Here is a 24543-nt window from a genome sequence, read left to right as displayed (position 1 = left end):
GGCGGATGCTGCTGCCGAGGCGTCACGGCCGAGCGGGACAGCTCTCTCGAGAGGGAGCGAGGAGCCGCGCGGTCCGGCTTGCGGAGTTGCGGCCGCCCTCGAGCCGAGCGGTCGACTCTCTCGGCGAGCGTCTGCGCAGCGGCGCCCGACGAGGCCGGTCAGTCGCCGGTGGCGAAGGGCCACCACGGCGGCAGGAGCCGTCGGTAGGCGGCGAGGTAGCTGCCGGGATCGCGGGGCGCGGGCAGACGGAGCCACTGCTCCATCAGGCCGACGGAGCCCGCCGCGAGGAACGAGGCCGTCGCGTCCTCGAGGAAGCCGAGCGGTGCGTCCGCGGCCGGGACGTCGAGGATCCCCGTGTCGAGCGTCGCGGAGACGGCGGTGCGGAAGTGCCCTGCCAGCATCGCGCGGAGGCCCGAGTCCCCGCCGGGGGCGTCGAAGGCGCGGAGGTAGAGGTCGCGGTGGCCGTCCAGGTGGCCGAGGACGCGGGAGGTGCCCTCGCGGATGCTCGCGTCGGTCGCGGCACCGCTCCGGAGCTGCTGGAGGTAGCCCTCCCGGATCGCGTCGAGCTCGTCCTGCAGGGCGGCGCAGAGCAGCTCCGCGGCGGACGAGGCGTGGGCGTAGAAGGTGGAGCGGTTCACGCCGGCGAGATCGGTGATCTCGGAGACGGTGAGGGTGGCGACGTCGCGGCCGGTCGCGAGTTCGACGATCGCCCGGTGCAGGGCCACCTGTGATCGCTTCTGCCGCGCATCCACTGCTGACGCCTCCCGAGCTGCCGACGGCGCGTCGACCCGTGCCGACGCGTTCCGCCCAGCGAGTCTACGGGGCCCGCTCGTTTTCACTTCCGGCGTCGGCATCCGCTAAGGTAGTCGAGTTGCCCGGGCCTCGGCCCGGTCTGCCACGGGCTGTGGCGCAGCTTGGTAGCGCACTTGACTGGGGGTCAAGGGGTCGCAGGTTCAAATCCTGTCAGCCCGACGGAAAGCCCTGATGAGACCACTGGTCGTCGTCAGGGCTTCCGTCGTTTCCGGGCCTCGTCGTGACGCTGCGGACCGCTCACCGGAGCGCTGCGGCGACCTCGGCGAAAGCCACGCGACGTCGAGCGGAGCGCGCCTCCCGCTCGGCGGGATCCCGTGCCCAGAGCGCCTGTCGCGACGGATGGAAGGTGCGGATCACCGTGAGGCCGCGCTCGCGCTCGATCGCCGGGTGCCGCCTGAGGAGGCGCCGCCAGCCGTGATCGGCGTCGCCGCCCTGCAGGAGGACCACCTCGACGTCGGGGGCGAGCGCGAGCAGATGCAGGACGGTCTCGACGCCGGCGTCGAGCTGCTCGGCGTTCGGGGCCCGGTTGATGTACCAGGGGTAGGCGTTCCACGGCAGCAGGTCGGCGGGGGCGAGGCCCACCTCGTCCATCAGCCCGGCCATGAGCTCCGCCGTCGGGTCGTCGTTCTCGGTGCAGAGGAAGCCGCTTCCGATGCCGTCCTGAGTGGCGGGGCCGGGATCGCGGAGGACGCTGAGGACGCGCGCCTCCACTCCGCCGTGCAGGGGCGCGACGTAGGGCAGCCAGCCGCGTCCGTAGGGGTTCCGCAGCTCGTCGACCCAGCGGTTCACGGGAGCCACGTGCGGTGCGTAGCGCTGCTCCCACTGGGCGCGGCGGAAGGAGAGGTCGGCCATGGAGCGGGGCATGTCCGCACCCTAGAGGGTGACCGGGGCGGCGCGGCACCCTTCCTGGTCGTCGGCCGTGCCGGCGGCGTCCGGACTGAGAGGCCGGAGCGGCATGCACGGCGTCTCCCCGACCGCCCGCAAGGGCGGCGGCAGGCCGGCTCCCTAGCGTCGGTGGACGTGACCCACTCCGCTCCGCTCGCCCGCTGGTGGCGCGAACGCTGGTGGGCGCGGCTCACCCTCCTCGCGATCCTGTGCGGTTCGACGGCCCTCACCGGCTGGAATCTCGCCCGGGGCGGAGACGCCGTCTTCTACGAGGCGGCGGCACGGTCGATGTCGGAGTCGTGGCACGCGCTGGCGTTCGGAGCCTTCGATCCCGCCGCCACGGTGACGCTGGACAAGCTGGCGGGGTTCGCGGTGCCGCAGGCGCTGAGCATCCGGCTGTTCGGCATGTCGACGTCGTCGATCGCGCTGCCGCAGCTGATCGAGGGGCTGATCACGGTCGCGGCGTGCTCGGTCGTCGGGCTCCGGTGGGGCGGCCGGGGGCTCGGGCTGGTCGCGGCGGCAGCGGCGGCGAGCACGCCGATCTTCGTGTCGATGTTCGGGCACCCGATGGAGGACGGGCTGCTCACGGCGGCACTCGCCGTGGCGCTGGTGTGGTGGCAGCGCGCGGTGCTGACGGAGCGGTGGTGGCCGCTGCTGATGACCGGGCTGTCCATCGGGATCGGCTTCCAGGCGAAGATGATGCAGGCCTGGTTCGTCCTGCCGGCGCTCGTGGTGGCGACTCTCGTCGGGGTGCGCGGGTGGCGCCGAGCGCTCGCCTGTGCGGGCGGGCTCCTGGCCGTCGCGGTGGGCGCCTCGGTGGCGTGGATGGTCGCGATGCAGGCGGTGCCGGCAGGGGACCGGCCCTACATCGACGGGTCGACGGGGAACGACGTCTTCGCGATGGTGTTCGGGTTCAACGGGCTCGACCGGCTGATCCCGGGAGCGGTGCCCGGCGCCGTCGTCGCTTCCGCCCACGTGGCGACGATGGGCGGAGCAGCGGGGTCTTCGCCGGCCAAGCTGCTGCTGGCGCAGTACGCGACGCAGGTCGGCTGGCTGTATCCCGCGGCGCTCGCCGGGCTGGTGCTCGGCGCCGTGCGCTGGTGGCCGCGGCGGGGGAGGCGGGGAGGTGCCCGCGGTGCCTTCGCCCTCCTGGTCTGCCTCGCGGTGTGGCTGGTGACAGCGGCGGGCGTGCTCTCGGTGGCGACGGTGCCGCACACCGCCTACGTCGCGGCGATCGGAGTGCAGCTGGCGCTCCTCGCGGCGCTGGGCTGGGCGGAAGCGGTGCGGCTGCTCGCGTCGACCCGGGTCGTCGCGCGGCTGGTGCTGCCGCTCCTCCTCGTCGCGCAGACGGCGTGGAGCGCGGTGCTCGCCGTGGGCGGGCAGCTGCCCGCGGTGCTGGGCCTGCCGTTCGCGGCGCTCGCCGGAGCAGGGCTCGTCGTGGTCGCGGTGGCGGCCCGGTGGAGTAGGGGCGGTGCGGCGGCGAGCAGAGGCGCGGCCCGGCATCGTTCGATCGCGCTCGCAGCGGCCGTCGTGATCCTGGCAGGGCCGATCGCGTTCAGCCTCCAGGTGCTCGACGCGTCCCTCGACGGGTCGGGCGGGGACGCGCTCGTCGGCCTGCGCTTCCCGCAGAGGGCCGAGACCTCGGCTCCGTTCGCGGTCTCGTCGCCGGACGCGGTCGGCGGGCACGACTCGATGACCGCCGACGAGACCGCACTGGTCGCCGCTGCTCGTGCCGCCGGCGGCGGGGTGGACGGAGCGCCCCTGTTCCTCACCGACTCCTGGGCGATCTCGGCGCCGATCATCACGGCGACCGGCGCGAGCGTGCTCACCGACGGCGGCTACTCCGGCCAGGCGCGGGTCTTCACCGAGCAGGACGTCGCCGGGATGATCGCGGCAGGACGCACGCCTCTGCTGGTTCTGAAGAACTCGGCGCCACCGACCGAGTCGGTGCGGAAGGCCGTGGTGGCGGACGGATGCACACAGCTGCAGGAGTGGGGGCCGGCGGCGACGGAGTCGGGAGAGCACGCCTCCGCGGTCACCGGGTTCTCGTTGTGGCGGTGCGTGGCGATGCCGCACGGCTCGGCGGGCGGGGTGTCGGGAGCCGGCCAGTGACGCCGTAGGGCAGTTCTCGCCTGGACGAGATCGGCTCCCGCCGGAACGATCGCCCTCGTCCTTGCGCTCGACGGGTCAGGCCAGGCCGAGGAGGTCGAGCGTCCAGGCGTGAGCGAGGACGTTCTCCTGGTGGGACTCCTCGGGCGTCAGTCCGCTGAGGTGACCGCCCGAGGTCGCACGGAGGACGACGTGCGCGGGATCGTCGCGCTCAGCCACTGCCCGGTAGGCGCTTGCGAATTCCGCGATCGCCGACGCGTCGACTCGGGCATCGCGGAGACCGGCTCGAATCCACGCGCGCGGAAGCGGTCGGCTCCGCCCCACCATTGTGGCGATCGTCGCGAGTGGAGAGAGCCCGCTCGCGAGGATCCAGTCAGGGTCACCGAACTCCTCACGGTCGGACGCCGCCGCGGCTGCGGAGCGATCATCGAGCGCGCCGACGGGATCGAGGAAGGGATGCACGAGGTGGAGGCCACGGAGTTCTGCGGGGCGACGGAGGCAGACCGTCGCAGCGACCAGCGCGCCCGCGCTCGCCGCGGTGAGAAGGAGCCGGTGCGAGTCGATCCCTGGAAGCTCACGAAGCAACGCCAGGCAGGCGAGGAGGTCCTCGATCGGGCGCTCGCGGCCGAGGCCGGTCGCCTGCCGATGCCACTCCGGGCCGTTCTCTCCGCCCCCGCGGACATGGCAGTAGGCGATCGAGGCTCCGCGCGCGAGGAGGTCGTCCGTGAAGGGATCGAACGGCCCCTCGAGGCTGATGCCGTAGGCGCCGTAGACGTGGACGACGACGGGACAGCTGTCGGCGCCGTCAGGAGTCATCAGGGTGAGCGGGACGAGGGTGCCGTCCCGGCTCGGCGCAGTGAGTGACGTGACCTTCATCCGTTCTGTGACCTCGGTGGCGAGTGCCTTACCCGGTACAGGGGTGACGCAGTGGGCGCGGTGAGCAGGGGAGGAGACGAGCATGATCGGGTGGCGGGTGATCGGATCGACGGCGGGAACAAGGGTCCCGGCCGTCGGCGCGAGCCAGAGCGCGTCTGCCCCGCCGCCGGGCAGCCACACCGCTCTCCTGCCGGACGACCGTCCGAGTACGAAGAGCTCACCCTGGGCCTCCTGCAGGTGCTCCGCCTGAAGGGCCTTCGGAACGGGAACCTCGAGAGGACGCGTCGAGCCGGTCATCCGGACGACTCCGTGCCGTCGATACAGGACCGCGAGGCCGCCCCTGCAGGCGGAGACATCCGCGTTCTCCGTGCCGAGGTCGAGGCGACGGCACGTCGGGGGACTGCCCTCCTCTCCGGTCAGCACCCAGTACCGGGAGTCGCGCGCCCCTCTCGATGCGAGTACGGCGATCGCCCCGGCGACGCTGCGCAGATCGAGCCTCCGAGCCTGATCGGGCTCTTCGAGCAGCACGTGGGGAGTCGTCAGGCTGCGATGCCACCAGACCGCCTGCCAGGGCCGACCCGCGTCGTTCCGCCTTATCCAGAGGAATCCGTCCGAGAACGATCGGATGCGCGGGGAGACGGGGCGCTCGTCCTGAACGATCTCGACGGCTCCGCTCCTGGTCGCGACGGCGACGCGGATGCGGTGATGCTCATCACCGTCCTGATCGCTCACAAGTGCGAAAGCGGCGGCGCCCGGCGAGAGCACCAGAGACTCCTGCGGTGCGATGACGAGGGTGTGCTGCACGGGGCGCCCGTCGGGATCCCGGAGGAGCACCTGCCGGGGGCCTGTCGGCTCCGCGGCTGCGCTCGACGGCTGCAGAGCTGCGAGATGTCGCAGCCGTCCGGCGATCGCAGAAACCCGAGGCGGCAGTGCGTCGCGACCCGTGATCACGTCAGACACCCTGCTCACGCAACCTCGGTCCAGGGGGACGGCGAAGCCGAGCCTGCGCGGGAATCAGGAGGATCAGCGAGAGCACGATCCACGAGCCGATGAGGCCGAGAACGACGCTCGGGACCGGCCAGATCACTACCCCTTCGCCCAGTGCTGCGCGACTGACGAGCCAGCAGACCGCGCCGGTGGCGGCGACGGGTGCGGCAGCTGCTGTGGAAGCGGCGAGGGACATCGCGAGGCTCTCGGAGACGACGAGCCCGATGATCTGTCGGCGCTGCAGGCCCGCTGCCTGGAGCAGGGCGATCTCGCGCTCGCGGTTCTGCGCAGAGAGAGCGACGACAGTGGCGCTGGTGGCGAGCATCGACACGGCTACGACTGCGACGATCGTCAGAACATCGGTGAGATCGGCGCGGGTCCCGGGCCGGACCGCCGTCGTCATGGCGACGACGGACTCCACCGCGCACAGGAGCACGGCGATCGCCCCCAGCCCTGCCGTGAGCGGCGCGATCGTGGCGGTGCTGACCTGCACCCGGGCTGCTGCCGCGCGGATTCCGAGAGCCGCGACGACGAGACCCGATCGGGCGGAGAGCGCGTGCAGAGCCCGGAAGACGAGCGCGATCACCTCCGGGCAGAGGAGGTAGACGGCCACGAGGACGCTGCCTCCTACGTCGACGGCCAGGTTGAACATCGGCGCCGGTCCGGTCGCTCCGAGTTCTCGAGCAGAGGCGGATGCCGTGACAAGGCCGGAGGCGATGAGGAGGAGGGCGATGCCGCAGCCGATCCGCACCGCGCGCATCGCCGTACCCGGTCGACCGCTCCCGACTTCACGCAGCGCGGCGCTCGGCGGCGTGCGGGCGGCGCGGCGCGCGGGCAGGACTCCGCCCGCCAGAGCGGTGAGCGTGCCGAGCGCCAGCGTGACCACCGGAGCCCAGGGCGCGAGCGAGAAGCTCGGAAGATCGACCTCGGACGAGACGGCACCGTTGAATGCGGGAACCGCCCAGAACGCCAGCAGTGTCGAGAGGAGCGCTCCGATGCCGGCGCCGAGGAGACTCACGATGCCGAGCACGAGGAGAGTGACGACGAACACCTGGGCTCGGGAGGCGCCCAGCAGGAGCCAGAGCGCGTGCGTGCGTCCTGTGGCCAGAACGCTCGCTCGGCCGACGATCGTCAGGGCGACCCAGCCGACGAGCGCCACGACAGTGTAGATCGTGATCGAGAGGATCCGGAACTCCCCGAGCGCGACGCCGGCCTCCGTGACAGCGGCGGTGAATGCGGGGTCGCCGGTCCAGGCGAACTGCTGAACGCACAACCCGATCAGCGTCGCCATCAGGGCGACCACAGCGATCGCGGGAGACCATCGGCGCCACTCGTCGGCGAACAGGCGTACGACGTAACGGGACACGAGTCAGGCTCCGGCCTCTTCGAGGATGCTCAGCAGCTCATGGCTGGTGCAGCGTCCGGTCGTCCGCACGGTCCGACCATCGTGCATCACCACGACCGTGTCCGCGAGGGCTGCGGCGTCGAGATCGTGCGTGACCATCACGATCATCTGGCCCTCGTCCGCCATCGTCCTCAGAGTCGACAGGACGACCCGCGAGCTCTGCGAGTCGAGGGCGCCGGTCGGCTCGTCGGCGAAGACGATGCCGGGCCGCCGTGCAAGGGCGCGGCAGAGAGCGGTCCTCTGCTGCTCACCTCCCGAGAGCGTTCGCGCCGGCGCACGGCGCCGGTCGCTCAGGCCGAACGATTCCACGAGTCCACCGATCAGGTCGTGCGGCACGGGTGATCGGTCGAGCCTGAAGGGGAGCGCGATGTTCTCCTCGACATCGAGGAAGGGCACGAGGTTGTACTGCTGGAACACGAACCCGATCTGGGCGCGGAGCATGCGAGCGCGATCGGCCGCTGACAGCCTGTTCACGTCCCGGCCGTTGACCTCGACGACGCCGGACGTCGGCCGGTCCAGTCCGCTGAGGCACATCAGGAGAGAGGACTTGCCGGAGCCGGAGCGGCCGACGACAGCGGTGAGCCCGCCCCCTTCCAGATCGATGTCGCAGCCCCGCAGGACGGTCGTCCGCTGCCGGCCTACGGTGATGACCTGCTCGACGGCTCGAGCCTGGAGGGTGGGGATCATGAGCGTTTCTCCTCGACGAAGGTGGGGACGTCTTACTCGTGAGACGCCCGCGATCCACGTCATGCTGGATCGCGGGCGCCCGGTAGCGACTATCAGCAGTTGCCCCACGTGATCGAGCTGGGCCAGCCCGGGCACGGCGAGATGACGCTGAAGGTGCTGACGCGCGCGGCGTCGTGCGCGTCGGCCTCACCTTCGAGGGTCTGGAAATCGAGGATCCGGTTCATGTGATCACCTCCTCTCCTCGTCTCGGGCCGACTCGGTCAGAGTCCGAACGGCAGGGCGGAGCGTCCGGTCTCGAGCTCGTCGAGCGCTGCGAGCACTCCGAGCGAGCCGGTCAGGTAGTCCGACGAGAGTCGGAGGTTCTGGTTGCCGCGGAAGAAGACGCCGGTGTCGTCGAGCACGGCGTGCAGGCGCAGCGACCGGACGTGCGAGCGGAGGACCTCCTCGAGTTCCGCGCTCGGGCGGTGCAGTACGCGGCGGCGGAGGTAGACGAGGAATCCGGACAGACCGTGGGCGAGTGAGGCCTGCGCGCACTGCTGGTAGGACGCGGCGGCGTCGATGGACGCGAGGGGATCGGCGAAGAGCTCCTCGCCCGTGACCCGCCGCAGCTCCAGGATCGCCAGGCCGGGCCCGGTCGAGCCGATCCCCAGGTAAGGAAGAGTCCTCCATCCCTCATCGAACTCGAGAGTGTTGTTCCGGGTGATCGCACAGCGCGCCAGATCGGCGTCGACGGCTCGTATCGCGAGCGTGATGTACAAGTCGTCGCCAGTGGCTTCGTGGAGTCGGGCGAACAGGATCGCGGCCGCAGACCATCCGTGCAGGAGGCCGACGGAGGCTCCTCGGACGTCCTCATCGAGCAGCGTGGTGAGATGGTGGGCCGCCTCCGACGGGTCCCCTCCGTCTGCGAGCTCGGCGAGCCCTGCACCGGCCCACCCCGACCACAGCGTCGGACCTGAAGGGGCGGCCGAGGGCCTGCGGTCGAGGACCTCGAGTGTGCGCGCGAGTCCTGCCTGGCGAGCCGCGTAGCGAATTCCCTCGCGTCCGCAGAGACCACGCGACCGCACCTGGGCCACGCGAGCGGCGAGCCAGTGATCGGCGGCCTCGAGGTCGACATCTCCGGATCGTCCTAAGACAGCGACGACTCCAGCCGCGCCGTAGGGGAATCCGGCACGGTGGTCCGCGCTGTCGCGGGCGAGGACAGGGATGTCTCCGGGAACGACCGGCGAGTCGTCCGTCCACTGAAGCACCGATGCGACACCGCGGGCGATCTGGCCGCGCAGCTGGTCGTCCGAGAGGGCGGCGAACCGACCGACGTCTTCGTCGATCGACCTCTGACCGGAGGCGGGGAGTACGTCGAGGGTGGAGGTCCTGATCGACCGCAGCACGGCGGGCGGAACCGCGAGATCGTCTGCGGCTGCTCGGAGGAGCTGCTCGATCTTCGCGACGTTGCCCTGGTCGGCGATCGTCGCTTGGGGGAAGAGGAGATCGAGTTCGAGGATGCCGAGCGACCACTCGTCCGCTTCCGTCCCGTTCAGGCCTTCCAGGGGCTCGTAGCCGGGCGCTCCCTGGCGACAACGCCACTCCGGATCCATTCGATGCGCGAACTCGAAGTCGAGGAAGCACGGGTGCGTGCCGTTCCGCATGATGACGTTCTTCGGGTGGATGTCGCCGAGCAGCCATCCTGCGCGGTGCACGGAGGCGAGAGCAACGTCGAGGCGAGCGACGGTCGTGGTCAGCCAGGAGGTGTATGCAGGGTCACCGACGCGCCACGGTGCTGGTCGGAGCAGCGGAGTCCTCGTCATCCATTCGCGCTTCAGATCGTTCCCCTCGATGTGCTCCATGACCAGGTATCGGTGCTCCCAGGCCGTGAAGGATCCGTAGAAGACGGGTACGCAGTCCAGGGACTGCAGATCGACGAGCACCTCCTCCTCATGAGCCAGGCGAGTCACGGCGTCGACTCCGTCGGCGTCCAACCCGGCGTGCGGGCGCGCCTCCTTGAGGACCACGATCGTCCCGATCGGCACGAATTCGTCGGTCGTCGCTTCAGCGAGATAGACACCACCACCGTTCGAGAAGTGCAGCGCTGAGAGCATCGTGAAGCCGAAGGCGACCTCTTCCTCGTTCTCCGCCCCGACAGTGACGGACTCCGGTAGTGAAGCCCACGGGGGAGGTGTGAACGTCGGCCGCCGGACGTCCTCCACCTCGTTCCCGTCCGGGTCGAGCACCGTCGAGACGAAGCCGCTCTCCGTCTCGGACGGGACGAAGGCGCCGTAACGGAAGTGCACAGGCCCGGACTTCCACCGCCGGTCGGACAGTACGTACGGGCCCCTGAACCCGCGAAGACGGACGTCGAGGTCCTCCAGCGCTCGGGCGAACTCGTCGTCCGAACCGGGATACACGGTGATGAACTTCCCAGCTCCCGCTCGATCGGCGTACTTGCCGTTCTGCATCAGAAGGTGAGAGGTGGTCGAGAGATGCTTGAAAGGCAGTCGGGAGGCGAAGCAGTAGCGTGCAGCAGCGGCGAGGACCTTCTCCGCGTCATCGAGTGTCGACGAGAGGTGGAGCTTCCATCCCTGACGAGGGAGGAGGCAACCGTCCGGCATCCAGTTCCGCCACGGCCGCGACTCCCTCACCTGCCAGTCCTCCGGAGCGAAGGACGCGACGTCGAAGGCGTCGCCATCGATGTCGTCCCCCTCCTCGGCGACCGCGTAGAACGGGTTGCCCGGGCGGCAGTACCGGAGATATTCGAGGTCGAGCGGCATCGCTTCCCTTTCCTGTCCGACTTGTCTCGCGGTGCGGGATGCGGCTCCCGGCGCTGACTTCGAGGCTAGGAAGGTCCGCAGTCGACCACCTCCCGCCGAAGTCACGGATGAGGATGACCGGAGTCACGGTGAGGGCGTGACTGCGGTCACGGGTCGGCATCCCGGAGTCGGAGCTACAGTTGTCGACATGGGCTCAACTCCGGAGACGGCGGCGGAGATCTCCGCGCCGTCAGCGGCAGGACACGAGCGGGTCGCGGTCGCGCCGTCCCTGTCGAGCACCGTGGACAGGACCGTCATCGCACTTCAGGCGATCGCCCTGTGCTGCCTCGTCCTGGCAGGGATCCTGGGCGTCGTGGACTCCGCGCAGAGAGGCACGGGTGCAGCGGTCGCGGTCACATGGCTCGCGCTGGTGCCTGTGATCGCCGGGCTCTGGGCCGTCCGGCCCCGACTGATCCGAGCGGGACACGGGGTCGCCGTGACGACGGTGTCCATCGTCGCGGCGACGCCGGTCGTCGTCTTCGGCCGGCTCGATTTCACGATCCCGGTCCTCCTCCTCGTCGTGGCGTTCGCGGTGGTCGACGTCTCGCTCCGCGCAGGGGCGCACGCGATGATCTGGGTCGCCTCCGTCGGACTGGCCCTCCATGTCGGGGGCGCCGTCGGCTCGGGGAGGGCGCTGCTCTCCGGAGTGCTCGACGGTCTGCTCAACGTGGTGCCCGTGGCCGTGCTGATGTGCTTCGGGATCGCCCTGGGACTCTCTCTTCGCGGCTTCGAGAGCGAGCGATCCGCCGACCAGCGTGTGATCAGGCGGTTGCATCGCGCCTCCGAGACGGAGAAGGAGCTGCTGCTGTCGGACGAGCGCGCCCGGAGCGCACGCGAGCTCCACGACGGCCTCGGGTACAAGCTGACCCTCGTCTCGATGAGTCTCGAGCTCGCTGATCGCCTGCGCTCCGCCGATGCCGAGCAGGCGTGGGCCGAGGTCCGCACCGCCCGATCCACGTCGAGCGAGGCTCTCGCGGACATGCGGATGTGGGTACGAGCGCTCAGTCCCTTCCGGGACGCGGGCGCCCGCGGCCTGGCTGCGCTGGAGTTGATCGCGGAGTCCTTCCGCGGCACGGGCGTGACCGTGGATGTGGTCGGCGACGAGGCGTCGGACCGTGTGCTCACCAGCGACGATGAGACCGCGCTCGTCGTCTACCGAGGCGTGCAGGAAGGGCTGACGAACGCTCTGCGGCACGGCGCTGCCCGCAGAGTCCGCATCGATATCGAGACGGACGACGTCCGGCTCGAGCTCTCGCTGCTCAGCGACATCGGCGCGGGAAGGAGCAACGGGATCAGCGACGGCGAGCCTGTGCTGGGGTTCGGGCTGCGCGGCCTCGACGATCGCGCGACGGCTCGCGGAGGTCGGTTGACGGCGCGGCGCATCGGCGACCGGTTCCTCCTGCGCCTCTCGATCCCTCTCGGAGGCGCCGACGGGGAACGGGAGAGCCGCGCCTCGTGACGGAGACGACACCGAGGCGAGTGCTGCTGGTGGAGGACCAGCAGATGATCCGCCGTGGGCTGGTCATGCTCCTCTCGACGGTCGAGGGTGTCGTGGTCTCGGCCCAGGCCGAGAACGGACAGGCTGCTCTGCACATTCTGCGCACGACGGAGGTGGACGTCGTCGTCACCGACGCGCGGATGCCGGTCATGGGCGGCGTGGAGCTCGCCGCCGAGTGTGCGCAGCTCCATCCGCGTCTGCCCGTCCTCCTTCTGACGACCTTCGACGACGACGCGCTCGTGCAGGCGGCCCTCTCGGCCGGCGCTTCCGGATTCCTCCTGAAGGACACCTCGGTGGAGGGTCTCGTCGTGGCCCTCGACGCGGTGATCGCCGGCGGGATGGTGATCGATCCGCGCGTCGCCCGGCCGGCCGTCCAGCCGGGTCGCACCGGCGAGAGCCCGCTGACGCTGCTCACGCGGAGCGAGCGGGTGGTCGCCGAGCTGGTGGCCGAAGGGCGGAACAACAGGGAGATCGCGGCCGCCCTCGTGCTCGCCGAGGGCACCGTGAAGAACCACGTCTCGGCGCTGCTGCGCAAGCTCGGCCTCCGCGACCGCACCGCCCTCGCGCTCACGCTCTACAAAGGCTTCCGCCCCGACGGCGCCTGAAGGCGCTGGTCGGATTGCGGCCCAGGCGCGGCCGTCCTCGGGCGCTCGACCCGCCGCCTATCCTTGAGGGCGATGTCGAACTCCCGCGCCGAGGCCGCCTACCTGCGCTCCCTCGGCGCCTTCCGGACGCCGACCCTGGATCTCCTCCACGGCCGGTACGCCCCGTTCGTCGTCGCCGCCCTGTCGCTCGTGTTCACCGTCGACCGGCAGGCCGTGGCGGTCGCCGACGCGCACGCCGAGGTGGGGGAGCTGCTCGAGGAGCTGCGCTCGGCCGGGTACGACGAGGGCGAGCGCGCTCTGCCGAGCGGCACGGCGCGCGAGGTGTGCCGCTACTGGGTCCGCGTCGGCTGGCTCGTGCCGCAGATCGAGGGCGAGGCCGAGGTCTACCGGTTGAGCGCCCACGCCGTGAGCGCCCTCGAGATCACCGGGCGCACCGGAGGTGGACGCACGCGCGTCTCGAACTCGCGGGTGCGCACCCTGCTGGAGGCGGTCGAGCGGCTGGCCGCGGACGTCGATCCCGACCCGGAGGCCCGCCTCTCGCGGCTCCGCGAGGAGCGGGCGCGCCTGGACGTCGAGATCGCCGCCCTCGAGGAGGGCGCCGGTCTCGAGCCGGCCGACGACGAGCAGCTCCTGGAGGAGGCCGAGAACGTGGTGCACCTCGCCCGCGAGCTGCCGGCCGACTTCGCGCGGGTGGTGGAGTCGATCAAGGCGATGCAGCGCGACGTGGTCGCGGATCTGCGCCGCGACGTCCGCCCGACCGGCGAGGTGCTGCGGGAGTACCTCGAGCGCGGGCAGCACGTGATGCAGGCGACCAGCGAGGGCCGTGCGTTCGCCGGAGCCCTCCGCCTCCTGGGCGACCCCGAGCGGATCGACGCGCTCGCCGACCAGCTCCACACGGTGCTCGTGCAGCCGTTCTCCCGCCTGATGGACCCGGCCCAGCGCGGGGAGCTGGCCGCGATCGGCCGCCGGGTGGAGCTGGGCGTGCAGGAGGTCCTGACCGCGCAGCGTCGCGCGTCCCACGTCATCACGGGCCAGGTCCGCACCCACGACCCCGCTCGCGACCGCCAGGTGGACGAGCTGCTGCGCGACGTGATGGCGGGGCTCCAGGAGTGGACGGGCGGGATCTCGCCGGACGCGCCGGTCACGCCGCTGCGGCACCTGCCCGTCGCCGGGATCGGCCACCTGCGCCAGACCCTGGGAGACGTGCGTCCGGCCGGCGGGCCGGCGCCCCTGGCCGGAGACGACGGCGACGCCGAGTTCGTCGGCGACGACAGCCGGGCCTGGGGCGGTCCCCGCTACGCGGAGCTGGAGGCCTACGTGGCGGAGCTCGGCGACGAGTTCGATCTGGCGGACGCGTTCAGCGCGGCTCCGGAGGACACTCGACGGCCCGTCGACCTGCTCGGGCTGCTCGAGATCGCGCACCGGACGGGCCTCGTCGACCGCGAGGGCTACTCCGTCGTGAGCACGCGCCGACCCGACGGGACCGTGCGCCGCTTCGCCTTCGGATCCGTGACCGCCCGCACCGAGGAGGAGACCGACGATGAGTGACACCCTGGCGACCGACGGGCCCGCCGCCGATCCGTTCATCGCGCCCGTGTCGATGGAGGAGGACCCCGACGAGCTCTTCCCCGGCGACCGCGGCGTCCTCGACACCGAGGTGCGCCGGGTGCTCGTGCACGTGCTGCAGCGCCGCTTCCTCCTCGCCGACCGCCACCGCGAGCAGTGGGCCGTGCTCCAGGAGCACCGGCAGCTGATCGAGTCGCGGCTGAACGACCTGTTCGTGCGGCTCGTCGTCGACCACGAGCGCGGGGTCGCCTACAAGCAGCAGGTGCGCTCCGACGAGGTCGAGATGCCGGTGCTGCTGCGCGACCTCCCCTACACCCGTGCCGAGACGCTGGTGCTGGTGCACCTGCGCACGGTCCATCAGCGGGAGTCGGCGGCCGGCGAGGCGTCGGCGCGCGTGGACGTCGAGGAGGTCGAGCAGACGGTGCTCAGCTACTTCGCCGACGCCGAGCGCGACACCGCCCGCCGGCAGCGCATGGTCCGCAAGGCGCTGGAGCGGCTCGGGCGCGACGGCATCGTCGACGAGGAGTCCGCAGGGCGGTACCGGATCAGCCCGATCGTGGAGATCGTGCTGAGCGCGCCGAAGCTGCGGGAGCTGAGCGACTGGCTGCGCGGGCGGGCGGGCGAAGACGCTTCCTCGGTGGTCGCAGAAGCGGCGCTCGCCGAGGAGCCCGGCTCGGACGACCCGGAGCAGGCGGACGACGACGCGCTCGAGGACGACGGCCTCGACGAGGACGCGGACCCGCCCACGGACGGCGTCCTGCCCGGAGCCGATGTCGCGGACGACGAGCCGCTGGACGACGAGCCGACCGACGACGACACCCCCGACCCGGAGGACGACCCCCGATGACGATGCTCGACACCCTCTTCGGCCTGATCCCCGCCGCCTCCCGCGGTCAGCAGTGGCTCGCCGAGGACCTGCAGCTGGTCAACTGGGGCGGCTACGACGGCGCCCACCGGGTCCGCTTCTCGCCCGGCGCCACGCTCCTCTGCGGCGGCTCCGGCTCCGGCAAGTCCACGCTGATGGACGCCTACATCGCCCTGATGATGCCGCACACCACGCCGTTCAACGGCGCCTCGAACGGCGGAGTGACGGGCCGTCCGCGCGGCGAGGACCAGCGCAACATCCTCTCCTACGCGCGCGGCAAGCTCGACGAGTCGCGCACGGACGAGGGCACGACCATGCGCGTCCTGCGCGGCGACGGAGTCGACACCTGGACCGCCGTCGCGATGACCTGGGTCGACCACGACGGCTCGCGCTTCAGCGCGGTCCGCGCCTGGTACGTCCCGGCCGGCTCCCGGGTGCTCGAGGAGACCGTGCGGATCCGCGCGAGCGCCGAGGGCCCGGTCGACCTCGCCGCGCTCGACCGGGCGGCGGCGCACCGCTTCTCCGACGCGTCGCTGCGCGCGGCGGGCCTGGATCCGCTCGGCACCGATCGCGAGTTCTCGGCGCGTCTGCACGCGGTGCTCGGCATCGGAGCGGCGGGAGCCGGATCGAAGGCGATGAGCCTGCTCGCCCGCATCCAGGCCGGTCAGCAGATCACGACCGTCGACGACCTCTACAAGCGGCTCGTGCTCGAGGAGCCCGAGACCCTGGCCTCCGCCGACGCGGTCGTCGCCCACTTCGACGAGCTCGAGAGCACCCGGCAGCGGATGCTCACCGCGCGCCAGCAGGTCGCGGCACTCGAGCCGTTGCGGGGCCTGCGCCTGCGCATCGCCGCGTCCGCGGAGCGCGTGCGCCTCATCGACGCGCTCGGGGAGCTCGATGCCGCGGTGTCGCCGGCGGCCCTGTGGCGCGCTGAGCAGCGCCTCGGCCTGCTGCGCGACGTCGAGGCCGAGCTGCGCGAGCGCACCCGCGCCGTCGACGCCGTGCTCCGCGAGAAGCGGGCGCTGGCTGAGGCGGCGGAGTCGGAGCGGGACGGGCTCGCCGAGGTGCTGCGGGCCTCCGGCGGTGACCGCCTCGAGACGGCCCAGCGCGAGCTCCGCGAGGTGGAGCGGCGGCTGGGTGCGGCGCGCGAGAACCGCGCCCGGCTCGAGGAGGACCTGCGCGCTCTCGGCGAGCCGGAGACCACCCGCGAGCGGTTCGAGTCGGTGCTCGCCCGGGCGGCGAGCGCGGCCGACGCCAAGCGCAGCACCCGCGCGGCCTGGTCGGACGCGGTCGCCGAGCGGAAGGCCGCGGCGCGGGAGCTCGCCGAGCTCGAGGCGGAGCAGCGGTCGGCCTCGGACCGTCGGGACAGCATCCCCCGGCCTCTGCACGAGGCGCGCGAGCGGATCGCGGAGGCAGCCGGCCTCACCGCCGACGACCTGCCCTTCGTCGGCGAGCTGGTCGAGGTGCGTGCCGAGTTCGAGCCCTGGCGCGAGGCGTTCACGCTCGCTCTCGGCGGCTTCGCGACGACGCTGATGATCGACTCCGTCCACCTCGACCGCTTCCGCCGCGCCATCGACTCCCTCCGGCTCCCGGTCCGGCTCCGCTACGAGGGCGTGGAGACCGGGCTCGAGGAGGTGCGGGGCCTCGACCCGCAGACGCTGCCCGGGCGCCTCGACTACCGCGATACCGCCTTCACCGGCTGGCTGCAGGACCGGCTCGAGGACCGGTTCGGCTACGTGTGCGTCGACAGCGCTGCGGAGCTCGGGCGCCACCGGCTCGCCCTGACCCTCACCGGTCAGCTCTCGCAGGGGCAGCGCGGTGCGCACGGCGGCCACGGCGCCGCGAACGTCCTCGGCTTCTCCAACACCCGTCGTCTCCGCGAGCTGAACGCCCTGGTCGAGGCGGCCCGGGCCCGCAGCGCGGCGTCCGTCTCGGCGGCGTCGGCGGCGGAGGAGGCCCTCGATGCGCTCGACGACCGGATGACGCGCCACGCCCGCCTCGCGCTGGTGAGCTGGGAGACGGTCGACGTCGAGTCGCTGCTCGCCGAGCAGGAGCGCTGGGAGGCGGTCGGCGCCGAGGCGGCGGAGGCGAACCCCGAGCTCGCCGGGCTGCAGGAGCAGATCGACGGGCTGCGCGGCCGCCTCGAGCGCCTCCGCCAGGAGATCGCGCGCGCCGGTGTGGAGCGCGAGCGGATCGAGGCGGAGTGGGCCGTCGTGGTCGACGACGTCGACGCGAGCCAGGCGGTTCTCGATGCGGCGGAGCGCGCAGGACGCGAGCTCGACGACGACCAGCGCGCCTTCCTCGACGCCCGGTTCACGCTGACCGAGGCCGCGGCGTCCGGCAGCGCCTCGGACGTCCTGGTCCGCTTCGACGCAGCGCTCGCCACGGCAGCGCAGCGACTGGCGGAGGACCGCCGCTCCGCGGCCGAGGCGCACGAGCAGCAGCGCGAGAGCGCCGGCCGGATCATGGCCGGCTTCCTCGACCGCTGGCCGAACCCCAACCTGCTCGCGGACCCCGAGGCGTCCGCGGGCGACTTCGAGCGGCTGCTCGACGCCCTCGAGACCAGCGGCCTGCACCGGCTCGAGACCGAGTGGCGCGACAGCCTGCTCACGCTCTCCGGCAACGACCTCACGAGCTTCGACTCCACGCTCGGCCGCTCGCTGCGGGAGATCCGCGAGCGGATCGAGCCGATCAACGTGATCATGCAGGATCTGCCGTTCTACGACGACGGCCACCGCCTGCAGATCACGACGCGCGAGAACCAGTCGGAGGTGCGCCGTCGCTTCCGCCGCGAGCTCCGCGAGGTGCGCGCGCAGATCCAGGCCGTGTCCGCGGAGGAGGAGCGCGAGCAGGTCTACCGGCGGATGTCCCGGCTCATCCAGCGGCTGCGGCGCACCGCGCCCGACTTCGGCGACCTCGTCGACGTCCGCAACCACGTCCGGGTCAGCGCCGAGCGCGTGGACGCCGTCACCCGAGCGCACGTGGCGCTGTACGACCACATCGGCGAGAAGTCCGGCGGGGAGTCGCAGGAGCTGATCGCCTTCATCGTCGGAGCGGCGCTGCGCTATCAGCTCGGCGACGCGGGAGCAGACCGCCCCCGGTACGCCCCGGTCTTCATGGACGAGGCGCTGATCAAGGCCGACGCCCACTTCACCAAGCGGGCGATCGGTGCGTGGCGCGGTCTCGGCTTCCAGCTCGTGATCGGCGCCCCGAACGACAAGTACAGCGCGATCGAGCCGCACGTCGAGGTGGAGTACGACATCCTCAAGGACACGCGCGGACGCTCCTGGGCCAGGCCGAAGGTGGGCCTGGCCCCCTAGGGCTTCGTGCCGATCTTCGCGTGGCTGCGCGAGTAGGCGAAGTAGATCGCGAAGCCCACGGCCAGCCAGATCAGGAAGCGCAGCCAGGTCTCGATCGAGAGGTTGAGCATCAGGTAGGTGCAGATCAGGGCCGAGAGCAGCGGGAGCCACGGGTTCAGCGGGACCCGGAAGCCGCGCTTCAGGTCGGGCCGCTTGCGGCGCAGCACCACGACGCCGACCGAGACCAGCACGAACGCCGAGAGCGTGCCGATGTTGACCATCTCCTCGAGCACGCCGATCGGAGTGAGCCCGGCGAGCAGCGCGACGACGATGGTCACGACCACGGAGGTGAACCACGGCGTGCGCAGGCGCGGGTGGACGGTGGCCAGGCGCCGGGGGAGGAGCCCGTCGCGCGCCATCGCGAAGATGATGCGCGTCGCTCCGATCAGCAGCGTCAGCACGACGGTGGTCAGACCGGCGACGGCGCCGGCCGAGATGACCGTCGCCATCCAGGTCTGCCCGTGGTAGGCGAACGCGTTGGCGAGCGCGGCCGACGGGTCGAGCTCGCGGTAGGGGACCATGCCGGTCACGACGAGGGCGACGGCGCAGTACAGGACCGTGCAGATGATCAGCGAGGCGATGATGCCGATGGGCAGGTCGCGCTGGGGGCGGCGGGTCTCCTCCGCGGTCGTCGCGACGACGTCGAACCCGATGTAGGCGAAGAACACCAGGGAGGCGCCGGCGATGATGCCGCCGACGCCGAACGTGGCCGGCTCGATGCCCGAGAGGAACTGGAGCAGCGGCTGGGTCAGACCGGACGCGGACTGCGAGGGCTCGGCGGCGGGGACGAACGGCGTGTAGTTGGCGGTGTTGACGAACTGCAGGCCCGCGATGATGACGAACAGGACGATGAACAGCTTGATCGCGACGAGCACCAGGTTGACCCGCAGCGATTCCTTGATCCCGAAGGTCATCAGCACGCCGAGCACGAGGACGAGCAGGATCGCCGGCACGTCGACCACGCCGCCGTAGGTGAGCGCCGGCGGGAGGGTCACTCCCAGCTGCTGCAGCAGCGACCCGAGGTACGCGCTCCACCCCTGCGCGACCACGCTCGCTCCGAGGAACAGCTCGAGGATCAGGTCCCAGCCGATGATCCAGGCGAAGAGCTCGCCGAGGGAGGCGTAGGAGAAGGTGTAGGCGGAGCCCGACACCGGGACCGTGGAGGCGAACTCGGCGTAGCACATGGCCGCGAGGGCGCAGGCGAAGGCGGCGACGACGAAGCTCAGGACGATCGCCGGTCCGGCGATGTCGTGGGCGGCGCGGCCGGTGAGGGTGAAGATGCCGGCGCCGATGACGACTCCGACGCCGAAGACCGTGAGATCGAGCGCGGTCAGCGACTTCTTGAGCTTGTACTCGGGCTCATCGGTGTCGGCGATCGACTGCTCGACGGACTTGGTGCGGAGGAGGCTCACGGTGGTTCTCTCTGTGGGCTGCGGGGTGGAGGCGCGAGGGCCACTGGGGAGGATAGCGGGGCGGGCGCCTCTGCCGCGCCGGGCGTCGCGCGAGTACGCTTCCCGGCCATGAGCAGGATCTTCTCCGTGGCGTTCGCCGACGTGCACCCCCTCTACGTGGCGAAGGCGGAGCGCAAGGGCCGGACGAGGGAGGAGGTCGACGAGGCGGTCCGCTGGCTCACCGGCTTCTCGGACGAGGAGCTGGCCCGGCACCTCGAGAGCAGGACGACCTTCGAGGAGTTCTTCGCGGAGGCGCGCCTGCCTCCGCAGGCCTCGGCGATCACGGGAGTGATCTGCGGCGTGCGAGTCGAGACGATCGAGGATCCGCTGATGCAGCGCATCCGGTACCTCGACAAGCTGATCGACGAGATCGCGAAGGGACGGCCGATGGCGAAGGTGCTGCGGGCTCCCGCGGCCGGCTGAGCCGCCGGCCCCGGACGCTCCTCCACAGGCGCCGGTCCGCCCCGGTTCTCCCCGGTCCGAGCCTGCGGGATCCTGCACCGCCGGCGACGCGAGCAGGGTGTCGGACATGACATCCACACAGCGAACCCCTGCTCCTCCGTCCCGCCGCCGCGATCCCGAAGTCCTGCGGGCGAGCGCGATCCAGGACCTCCTGGCGGCCGTCCCCTCCATCATCGGCATCCGTCCGGAGGAGTCCGTCGTGGTGGTGCCGTTTCTCGGCACGCGCGCCGGGGGAGGCTTCCGGATCCCGCTCCCGGAGACGCTGCGCGGGATGGAGGCGGAGGCGCTGGCGGGCGGCTGCGCGGCCATGATGGAGACGATGCCGCGGGCCACCGGTGTGCTGGTGGTGGTCTGCACCCGTGCGGGCTACGCCGAGGAGCGGGGGATCCCGCATCTCGACCTCGGCCACGCGGTGCTCCGGCGCCTGGAGCGCACGCGCCTGGACATCATCGCCGTGGCCTGCATCGCCGCCGACGGATGGGGGCGCTACACGGACGCCGAGGAGTGCCGCAGGCCACGTCCGCTCCTCGAGATCGAGCGGAGCGAGACCGGCGTCCTCGCCCGAGCGGTGGCCGATGAGCCTCTGGACATCGACGCGCTCTCCGTGCTGCCGCCGGTCGTCGAGGAGGATCGCGCGCTCGTCGCGGAGGTGCTCCGCCGGCCGCCCCTGGTCGGCGACACGGAACGGCTCGTCGAGCGCTGGCTCAGCGGACCGCGGGACGTCCGCCGCGAAGGACTGATCGTGCGGACCCTGCAGTCGCCGCCCCTCCGCGACCGGGTGACCGTGCAGATCGCGCGGAGCCCGCAGGCAGGAGTGGGAGTGCCGCCCGGCGCGGTGGGCGACGCCCGCGCCGGAACGGACGACGACCACGACCTCGAGCTGTCGGCCCTGCTGCTCGGCAGCGGGCGTGCTCCGGAGCGCGGCCGTCTGGCGCGGGCGACCGGGCTCCTCGCCCGCGCCGCCGCGCTGGCGCCGGAGGAGGCGCGCTCCTCCGTGCTCACCGTTCTCGCGTGGTGCTGGTGGGCGAGGGGAGTCTCGAGCCTCGCGGGGCTCCACCTCGACGAGGCGCTGCGGCTCGACCCCGACGACTCGATGGCCCGGCTCTACGCCTCGCTGTTCGCGGCCCGCCCCCTGCCGGACTGGGTGCTCGCGGCCGCTGCCGAGGCCCTCGACGCCGCGAGCGCCTGAGGTCGGGCGCCGGTCGGTGCGCTCGCCCCGGAGACGGATGCTCTTGCGCGGGGGAGGGGACGGCCCTAATGTGCAACCACATGGTTGTACGAATGGACGCCGACATCGACCTGCTCTTCCGGGCGCTGGCCGACAGCACCCGCCGCGACATCGTCGCCCGGGTGCTGGTCGGCGAGCAGTCCGTCTCCGCACTCGCGGCGCGCTACGAGATGTCGTTCGCGGCGGTGCAGAAGCACGTGGCCGTCCTCGAGCGGGCGGCACTCGTCCGCAAGCGGAGGAGGGGGCGGGAGCAGCTGGTGCAGGGCGAGGTCGCCGCAGTGCGGCAGGCGTCGCGCCTGCTCGACGCCTACGAGCAGCTGTGGGCGGGGAGGATCGACCGCATGTCGGACCTCCTCGACGAGGAGTGACACCCGCGAGCCGACCGGCGCGCGGGATCTGCTGGAGGGAGAGGCGCGATGAGCGTGCTGCAGTCCGTCAAGGACATCGAGGAACTGACCCTGACCGTGACCGCCGAGTTCGACGCGGGGATCGAGCGCGTCTGGCTCCTCTGGACGGATCCGCGCCGCCTCGAGCGCTGGTGGGGGCCGCCGACCTGGCCGGCGACCTTCGAGCGGCACGAGCCGGTCGAGGGCGGACGGAGCGCCTACGTCATGACGGGACCGGACGGCGAGCAGGCGCGCGGCTGGTGGCGCGTGACCCGGGTGGAGGAGCCGACGCGGTTCGAGTTCGAGGACGGCTTCGCCGACGAGCGCGGCGACCCGGTCGACGCGCTGGGGATCACCCGGGCCACGGTCACCCTCGACGAGATCGAGCCGGGGCGCACGCGGATGGTCCTCCGCAGCCGTTTCGAGTCGGTCGAGCAGCTCGAGCAGATGGTCCAGATGGGCATGGAGGAGGGACTCCGCCAGGCGATGGGGCAGATCGACGCGATCCTGCTCGAGGACTGAGTCGGCGCCCATGGAGGTTCGGCGCTCGCCGCGCCGAGCCTCCGCGCTACTGCTCGGGGTCGGTGAGGGCGGCGGCGTAGGCGCGGACGGAGCGCTGGTACCGGGGGAGCCCCGGAGCCAGCGCCTCCAGCGCGATCCGCAGGGCCTCGTCGACGCGCCCGGCGCTGTGCAGGGCGAGCGCGAGGAACACCTCCCGCGCGGAGCCCACCGCGGGGTGCGCGGCGGCGCCGGCGAGGAGGTCGATCGCCTCATCGGTGCGGCCGAGGTTCCGGAGTGTCGAGGCGTACTGGATCGTCAACCGCGCCCGCCGCTCGTCATCCAGGCCGGCGGCGAGGGCGCGCTCGTACTCGACCGCCGCCTCCGCCTCGTGTCCCGCGCTGTCGAGGGCGCCGCCCAGCTCGAAAGCGGCGATTCCGTCGTGTCCCGGGTAGCGGGCTGCGAGGACGCGCATCCGCTCGACGACGCCGTCCGGGTCGTCCTGAGCGTCGAGGCGCTCGACCGCCGCGAGCCAGAGGGCGAGCGCGTCGGTCTCGGGGCGATCGGGGTCGGAGGCGCGTGTCTCGGTCACGCCTCCGACGCTACCGCGCCCGCACAGTGCGGCGGAGCGGGGCTACGAGGCGGTCGAGTCGGCGCCGTCGTCGTCCGACCCGCCGTCGTCGGAGCCGGAGGTGCCCGCTCCGACCGGCGCGGCGCGTCGCCCGGCCTCGATCAGGGCGGTCGACGCAGCCGCTCCGCCGATCAGGGCGAACAGCGCCCAGCCGGCTCCCCACTTGCGCTTGCCGATCAGGGCGTCGAACGAGAGCGCGCCGGGGCCGTCCGCGACGATCGCGGCCGTCGCCGCGACGAGGACGGCGTTGTACTCCCACCCGCCGCCCGCGTTCCACAGGCCGTTGCTCCAGTGCACCTTGCGCACGGCGGTGACCATCGTGGCGACGAGTCCGGCGGCGGCGAGCGGAGTCGCGGCGCCGAGGGCGAGAGCGGCGCCTCCGGCCGTCTCGGTCACCGCTGCGGCGACGGCGTTGCGCCGGGCCGGGTGCATCTCCAGGCTCGACATCATCTGCTCGGTGCCGTCGAGGCCGGGGCCGTCGAACGAGCCCCGCAGCTTCTGTAGACCGTGTCCGACGAAGAGCCCGCCGACGGCGAGACGGAGAACGAGTGAGCCGACCTTCATGGTGACCTCCGGGGTGGGGTGGGGACGTGTAGTGCGAGGGTCCCGGCTGCGCCGCGCCCGGTCAAGGGGTCGCGCCCGGTGAGCGGGCCGCGCGGAAGGTGTGCGCGCTCGGGGAGGGCTCAGAGCAGCGTGTAGGCGGAGGCGTCCATCATCACGGTGCCGTCGGTGCACACCTGGAGCTCGGCGGGGGCGCGGACCGCGCCGTCCGGGGCGTCGAGGACCTCGGCGACGAGGTACGCGGAGGTCCCGACCGTGCAGCCGTAGGCGCCGGGGGAGTGCCAGGCGACCCGGACGTCCGCCCGGGCGCCCGGGACGAGGATCACGGGAGCGTCGGGGTTCGGGCCGGACGCGTCGGCGACCGCGCTGATCCGGTTCCCGTCGGCGTCGGTCGCGTAGACGCCGGGGATGCCCGCGAGAGCGCAGTCGGAGGAGGAGGTGCTGGTGAGCACGAGGTCGAAGGCGCTGTTCCCGGCACCCGACGCGTCGGGGTCGGGGCGGTACTCCATCGTCAGGTCGGAGCCCGTGCAGCGCGCCGCCGCCGGATCCGCGGCGGGAGAACCGGTCGACGAGGGCTCGGGGGTCGCCGTGACCGTCACGGTCACGGTGGGAGTCGGCGTCGCAGCGGGAGTCGGCGAAGACGTCGGGGTCGCCGTCGCGGTCGGCGTCGGGAGCGGCGTCCGCGCGGACGGGGCTCCGCCGCTGCCCGCGCAGCCGGAGAGGACGAGGACGAGTGCTGCTGCTGCCAGCGCGGAGGCGCCGGTCCGGTGCGAGAACGTGCTCATGCCCGCAGTCTGCCACCGCCCGGACCGAACGGCCCCGCGGATCCGCGAGCATGCTCGGAGCTCCCGGACAGGGAGGCGGAGGACC

At 72.2% G+C, this 24543-nt stretch carries 21 protein-coding genes and 1 tRNA gene; 11 read left to right on the top strand and 11 right to left on the bottom strand.

Going from position 1 to position 24543, the window contains the following annotated elements; genetic code table 11:
* Positions 1-158: 158 nt before the first annotated feature.
* Positions 159-752 carry a TetR/AcrR family transcriptional regulator gene (locus C5C30_RS13330; protein WP_181069118.1) on the bottom strand — a complete coding sequence of 198 codons (594 nt, stop codon included), beginning with the start codon at positions 750-752 and terminating at the stop codon, positions 159-161.
* A 146-nt stretch (positions 753-898) separates the two neighbouring features.
* On the opposite strand from C5C30_RS13330, the gene C5C30_RS13325 reads away from it, so the two are divergent.
* Positions 899-972: transfer RNA gene (locus C5C30_RS13325), tRNA-Pro, on the top strand.
* A gap of 78 nt (positions 973-1050) precedes the next feature.
* On the opposite strand, the gene C5C30_RS18110 is transcribed toward C5C30_RS13325, so the two are convergent.
* Positions 1051-1677: a uracil-DNA glycosylase gene (locus C5C30_RS18110; protein ID WP_104273319.1), complete on the bottom strand. Its 627-nt coding sequence runs from the start codon at positions 1675-1677 to the stop codon at positions 1051-1053.
* A 156-nt stretch (positions 1678-1833) separates the two neighbouring features.
* On the opposite strand from C5C30_RS18110, the gene C5C30_RS13315 reads away from it, so the two are divergent.
* On the top strand, positions 1834-3810 hold the full coding sequence (locus C5C30_RS13315; protein WP_104333931.1) for a glycosyltransferase family 39 protein: 1977 nt from the start codon (positions 1834-1836) through the stop codon (positions 3808-3810).
* Positions 3811-3885: 75 nt separating this feature from the next.
* Here the strand turns inward: C5C30_RS13315 and C5C30_RS13310 are convergent, their stop codons facing one another.
* The 5 genes from C5C30_RS13310 to lanKC form a co-directional block, all read right to left on the bottom strand.
* Complete coding sequence (locus C5C30_RS13310; protein WP_146081549.1) at positions 3886-5487, bottom strand: prolyl oligopeptidase family serine peptidase; 1602 nt, start codon at positions 5485-5487, stop codon at positions 3886-3888.
* A 148-nt stretch (positions 5488-5635) separates the two neighbouring features.
* Complete coding sequence (locus tag C5C30_RS13305) at positions 5636-7036, bottom strand: FtsX-like permease family protein (protein WP_104222528.1); 1401 nt, start codon at positions 7034-7036, stop codon at positions 5636-5638.
* Positions 7037-7039: 3 nt separating this feature from the next.
* On the bottom strand, positions 7040-7762 hold the full coding sequence (locus C5C30_RS13300; protein ID WP_104333922.1) for an ABC transporter ATP-binding protein: 723 nt from the start codon (positions 7760-7762) through the stop codon (positions 7040-7042).
* 92 nt (positions 7763-7854) lie between these two features.
* Entirely contained in the window at positions 7855-7986 is a 132-nt protein-coding gene (locus C5C30_RS18105; RefSeq protein WP_258059251.1) for a hypothetical protein, read from the bottom strand.
* 36 nt (positions 7987-8022) lie between these two features.
* Positions 8023-10524, bottom strand: coding sequence for a class III lanthionine synthetase LanKC (gene lanKC / locus C5C30_RS13295; RefSeq protein WP_104333921.1), 2502 nt, complete (start codon positions 10522-10524; stop codon positions 8023-8025).
* A gap of 187 nt (positions 10525-10711) precedes the next feature.
* Here lanKC and C5C30_RS13290 point away from each other — a divergent pair, with 187 nt between their 5' ends.
* The 5 genes from C5C30_RS13290 to C5C30_RS13270 all read left to right on the top strand — a co-directional run bounded on the left by C5C30_RS13290 (position 10712) and on the right by C5C30_RS13270 (position 18417).
* Positions 10712-12022, top strand: a complete 1311-nt coding sequence (locus tag C5C30_RS13290; protein ID WP_104333920.1) for a sensor histidine kinase — start codon at positions 10712-10714, stop codon at positions 12020-12022.
* Complete coding sequence (locus C5C30_RS13285; RefSeq protein ID WP_258063688.1) at positions 12019-12666, top strand: response regulator transcription factor; 648 nt, start codon at positions 12019-12021, stop codon at positions 12664-12666. The genes C5C30_RS13290 and C5C30_RS13285 overlap by 4 nt, the downstream gene beginning before the upstream one ends.
* Positions 12667-12738: 72 nt before the next feature.
* On the top strand, positions 12739-14214 hold the full coding sequence (locus tag C5C30_RS13280) for a DUF3375 domain-containing protein (protein ID WP_104333919.1): 1476 nt from the start codon (positions 12739-12741) through the stop codon (positions 14212-14214).
* The gene (locus C5C30_RS13275) at positions 14207-15079 is read left to right on the top strand and encodes a DUF4194 domain-containing protein (protein ID WP_104333918.1); all 873 of its coding nucleotides are present in this window, start codon (positions 14207-14209) and stop codon (positions 15077-15079) included. Before C5C30_RS13280 ends, C5C30_RS13275 begins: the two co-directional genes overlap by 8 nt.
* Positions 15076-18417, top strand: coding sequence for an ATP-binding protein (locus C5C30_RS13270; RefSeq protein ID WP_104333917.1), 3342 nt, complete (start codon positions 15076-15078; stop codon positions 18415-18417). The genes C5C30_RS13275 and C5C30_RS13270 overlap by 4 nt, the downstream gene beginning before the upstream one ends.
* On the opposite strand, the gene C5C30_RS13265 is transcribed toward C5C30_RS13270, so the two are convergent.
* On the bottom strand, positions 18414-19868 hold the full coding sequence (locus tag C5C30_RS13265) for an amino acid permease (RefSeq protein WP_104333916.1): 1455 nt from the start codon (positions 19866-19868) through the stop codon (positions 18414-18416). The two genes, C5C30_RS13270 and C5C30_RS13265, sit on opposite strands and share 4 nt — an antisense overlap.
* A 108-nt stretch (positions 19869-19976) precedes the next feature.
* Here C5C30_RS13265 and C5C30_RS13260 point away from each other — a divergent pair, with 108 nt between their 5' ends.
* From C5C30_RS13260 to C5C30_RS13245, 4 genes are all read left to right on the top strand, one after another.
* A complete protein-coding gene (locus tag C5C30_RS13260) occupies positions 19977-20330 on the top strand; it encodes a DUF2200 domain-containing protein (RefSeq protein ID WP_104222536.1) in 354 nt (117 codons plus the stop codon).
* A 106-nt stretch (positions 20331-20436) separates the two neighbouring features.
* Positions 20437-21558, top strand: a complete 1122-nt coding sequence (locus tag C5C30_RS13255; RefSeq protein WP_146081548.1) for a DUF4192 family protein — start codon at positions 20437-20439, stop codon at positions 21556-21558.
* 80 nt (positions 21559-21638) lie between these two features.
* Positions 21639-21965, top strand: coding sequence for a metalloregulator ArsR/SmtB family transcription factor (locus C5C30_RS13250; protein ID WP_104333930.1), 327 nt, complete (start codon positions 21639-21641; stop codon positions 21963-21965).
* Between the two features lie 48 nt (positions 21966-22013).
* Positions 22014-22505 carry an SRPBCC domain-containing protein gene (locus C5C30_RS13245; RefSeq protein WP_104261127.1) on the top strand — a complete coding sequence of 164 codons (492 nt, stop codon included), beginning with the start codon at positions 22014-22016 and terminating at the stop codon, positions 22503-22505.
* A 46-nt stretch (positions 22506-22551) separates the two neighbouring features.
* Here the strand turns inward: C5C30_RS13245 and C5C30_RS13240 are convergent, their stop codons facing one another.
* The 3 genes from C5C30_RS13240 to C5C30_RS13230 form a co-directional block, all read right to left on the bottom strand.
* Positions 22552-23073 (bottom strand): tetratricopeptide repeat protein, encoded by a 522-nt coding sequence (locus C5C30_RS13240; protein ID WP_258059938.1) that lies wholly within the window; start codon positions 23071-23073, stop codon positions 22552-22554.
* Between the two features lie 42 nt (positions 23074-23115).
* Positions 23116-23676 carry a DoxX family protein gene (locus tag C5C30_RS13235; RefSeq protein WP_104222539.1) on the bottom strand — a complete coding sequence of 187 codons (561 nt, stop codon included), beginning with the start codon at positions 23674-23676 and terminating at the stop codon, positions 23116-23118.
* A 119-nt stretch (positions 23677-23795) separates the two neighbouring features.
* The gene (locus C5C30_RS13230) at positions 23796-24458 is read right to left on the bottom strand and encodes a DUF4232 domain-containing protein (RefSeq protein WP_104333914.1); all 663 of its coding nucleotides are present in this window, start codon (positions 24456-24458) and stop codon (positions 23796-23798) included.
* Positions 24459-24543: the final 85 nt, after the last annotated feature.

This window comes from Rathayibacter sp. AY2B5 (genome assembly GCF_002931645.1).
GTDB lineage: Bacteria > Actinomycetota > Actinomycetes > Actinomycetales > Microbacteriaceae > Rathayibacter.
This window is presented reverse-complemented; position numbering and strand designations above follow the sequence as displayed.

Coding starts and splice junctions, on each gene's coding strand:
- C5C30_RS18110 (WP_104273319.1), bottom strand. CDS start 1,677: ATGCCCCGCTCCATGGCCGACCTCTCCTTCCGCCGCGCCCAGTGGGAG.
- C5C30_RS13300 (WP_104333922.1), bottom strand. CDS start 7,762: ATGATCCCCACCCTCCAGGCTCGAGCCGTCGAGCAGGTCATCACCGTA.
- C5C30_RS18105 (WP_258059251.1), bottom strand. CDS start 7,986: ATGAACCGGATCCTCGATTTCCAGACCCTCGAAGGTGAGGCCGACGCG.
- lanKC (WP_104333921.1), bottom strand. CDS start 10,524: ATGCCGCTCGACCTCGAATATCTCCGGTACTGCCGCCCGGGCAACCCG.
- C5C30_RS13290 (WP_104333920.1), top strand. CDS start 10,712: ATGGGCTCAACTCCGGAGACGGCGGCGGAGATCTCCGCGCCGTCAGCG.
- C5C30_RS13280 (WP_104333919.1), top strand. CDS start 12,739: ATGTCGAACTCCCGCGCCGAGGCCGCCTACCTGCGCTCCCTCGGCGCC.
- C5C30_RS13275 (WP_104333918.1), top strand. CDS start 14,207: ATGAGTGACACCCTGGCGACCGACGGGCCCGCCGCCGATCCGTTCATC.
- C5C30_RS13270 (WP_104333917.1), top strand. CDS start 15,076: ATGACGATGCTCGACACCCTCTTCGGCCTGATCCCCGCCGCCTCCCGC.
- C5C30_RS13260 (WP_104222536.1), top strand. CDS start 19,977: ATGAGCAGGATCTTCTCCGTGGCGTTCGCCGACGTGCACCCCCTCTAC.
- C5C30_RS13255 (WP_146081548.1), top strand. CDS start 20,437: ATGACATCCACACAGCGAACCCCTGCTCCTCCGTCCCGCCGCCGCGAT.
- C5C30_RS13250 (WP_104333930.1), top strand. CDS start 21,639: ATGGTTGTACGAATGGACGCCGACATCGACCTGCTCTTCCGGGCGCTG.
- C5C30_RS13245 (WP_104261127.1), top strand. CDS start 22,014: ATGAGCGTGCTGCAGTCCGTCAAGGACATCGAGGAACTGACCCTGACC.
- C5C30_RS13235 (WP_104222539.1), bottom strand. CDS start 23,676: ATGAAGGTCGGCTCACTCGTTCTCCGTCTCGCCGTCGGCGGGCTCTTC.
- C5C30_RS13230 (WP_104333914.1), bottom strand. CDS start 24,458: ATGAGCACGTTCTCGCACCGGACCGGCGCCTCCGCGCTGGCAGCAGCA.